Below are 1970 nucleotides of genomic sequence, written 5' to 3'. Positions count from 1 at the left end.
CTCGAGGACTTCCTCGCCGGCCTGGCGCAGCATCGGCAGCACCTCGCCGGCATAGGCGCCGAAGCTGGCGTAGCCGGCGCTCATCGTCGGATCCTCGACCAGGTTCAACAGGCGGATCTGGCCGCCGGTCAGCTTGGCCAGGCGGATCGCTTCGTCCAGGCCGCGCATCGAGGTGGCGCTGCCGTCGATCGGCACGAGAATGCGTTGGTACATGACGGGTCTCCCGGGTGGCGTGGCGAACTGCCACCGCGATAGTGTGGGAAACCCGCCGCCGCGCGGGCTTGATCCAGGTCAGCGCCGGTCGTCAGCGGCGGTACAGCCCCTCGATCTCCTGCTCGAAGCGCGCCATCAGGTTGTGCCGCTTGAGCTTCAACGTCGGCGTCATCAGGCTGTTCTCGACCGTCCACGGATCCAGGCTCAGCCACACCGCGCGCGGCACGCCGTAGCGCGGGAACGCCGCGGCCTGCTGCGCGATGCGCTGCAGCGCGGCCTGCTGCACCGCCGGCAGGTTCAGGCTCCCGGGCCGTGCCGGATCGACGCCGAGCGCCTGCGCGAACGCCTGCCACTGCGTGCGCTCCAGCACCGCCACCGCGGCGATGAACGGCCGGTTCTCGCCGAGCACGAACACCTGGCTGAACAGCGGGTCGGCGGCGATCGCGAGCTCGAGGTCGGCCGGCGCGATCTTCTCGCCGGTGGAGGTGACGATGATCTCCTTGATGCGCCCGAGGATGCGCACCCGCCCGACATCGTCGATCGAGGCCTGGTCGCCGGTGCGCAGCCAGCCGTCGTCGGTGAACGCGCGGGCGCTGTCTTCCGGGCGCTTCCAGTAGCCCTTCATCACGTTCGGGCCGCGCACCTGCAGCTCGCGGTTCTCGCCCACGCGCAGCTCGACGCCCTGCAGCGCGGTGCCGACGGTGGCCGGGTCGTTGTGTGCCAGCGTGTTGGCGGCGACCACCGGCGAGGTCTCGGTCATGCCGTAGCCCTGCAGCACCGGCACGCCCAGCCCGAGGAAGCAGCGTGCGAGCGCCGGCGCGAGCGGCGCACCGCCGCTCACCGCCACCCGCAGCCGGCCGCCGAAGCTCGCGCGCAGCGGGCGGCCCACCAGCGCGTCGAGCAGCGGCGCGACCAGCAGCTCGGCCGCGGCCCAGGGGCTGGCCTGCGTGGGCAGCCCCTGCTGGCGGCAGAAGCGCCRCCAGCCGACGCCCTGCGCCGCCTCGAACAGCCAGCGCTTCGCGCGCGAGCCGGCCAGCCGTGCATCGAGCTGCGCGCGCACCCGCTCGTAGATGCGCGGCACCGAGACCAGCACGGTCGGCCGCACGGTGCGCAAATCTTCGGCCAGCAGCGCGACCGAGCGCGCATGCGCGACGCTGCTGCCGGCGGCGATCGGCAGGTAGTAGCCCGCCGTGCGCTCGAAGGTGTGCGACAGCGGCAGGAACGACAGGAAGACGTCGTCCGGCCCCGGCGCGACGTGCGCGAGCACCGCCATCACGTTGGCGACCACGTTGGCATGCGTCAGCATCACGCCCTTGGGCTTGCCGGTGGTGCCGGAGGTGTAGACGACCGCGGCCAGGTCGCCGGGTTGCGGCGGCGTGGCCGGCAGCTCTGCAGCCTGCGCGCCCGCGTCCAGCCAGTCGGCCACCGAGATCACCGGGACCGCGCCGGGCGCCGGCGCCGCGGACGGCGCGCCCGGCCCCACGACGACCACGCAGCGCAGCGCCGGCAGCGCGACGCCGGTGGCGTGGATCGCCTCCCACTGCGCGCTCTCCTGCACCATCAGCACCGCCGCCTCGCAATCRCCGAGGATGTAGGCGATGCTCGCGGGGTTGTCCAGCGCATGCATCGGCACCGGCACGCAGCCGGCGGCCATCGTCGAGAGGTCGGCCCACACGGCCTCGACGCCGTTCGGCAGCAGCAGGCCGACGCGGGCGCCGGCCGGCGCCCGCAGCGCGGCCAGCGCGAGCGTCCAGCGC

The 1970-nt window shown here is 73.7% G+C and carries 2 protein-coding genes; both read right to left on the bottom strand.

Annotation, left to right across the window (positions count from 1 at the left end):
• The coding region (locus AC1D12_RS32050) for a universal stress protein (RefSeq protein ID WP_477845199.1) at positions 1-213 on the bottom strand (213 nt) is incomplete at its 3' end.
• Between the two features lie 91 nt (positions 214-304).
• Positions 305-1970, bottom strand: a 1666-nt coding sequence (locus tag AC1D12_RS32045; RefSeq protein ID WP_477845198.1) for an AMP-dependent synthetase/ligase, incomplete at its 5' end; no start/stop codon positions are given.

The sequence above is a fragment of the Rhizobacter sp. P1_G5 genome, from assembly GCF_056405435.1.
Note: the sequence above shows the minus strand (reverse complement) of the source record. Positions and strands in the feature narration are given on the sequence as shown.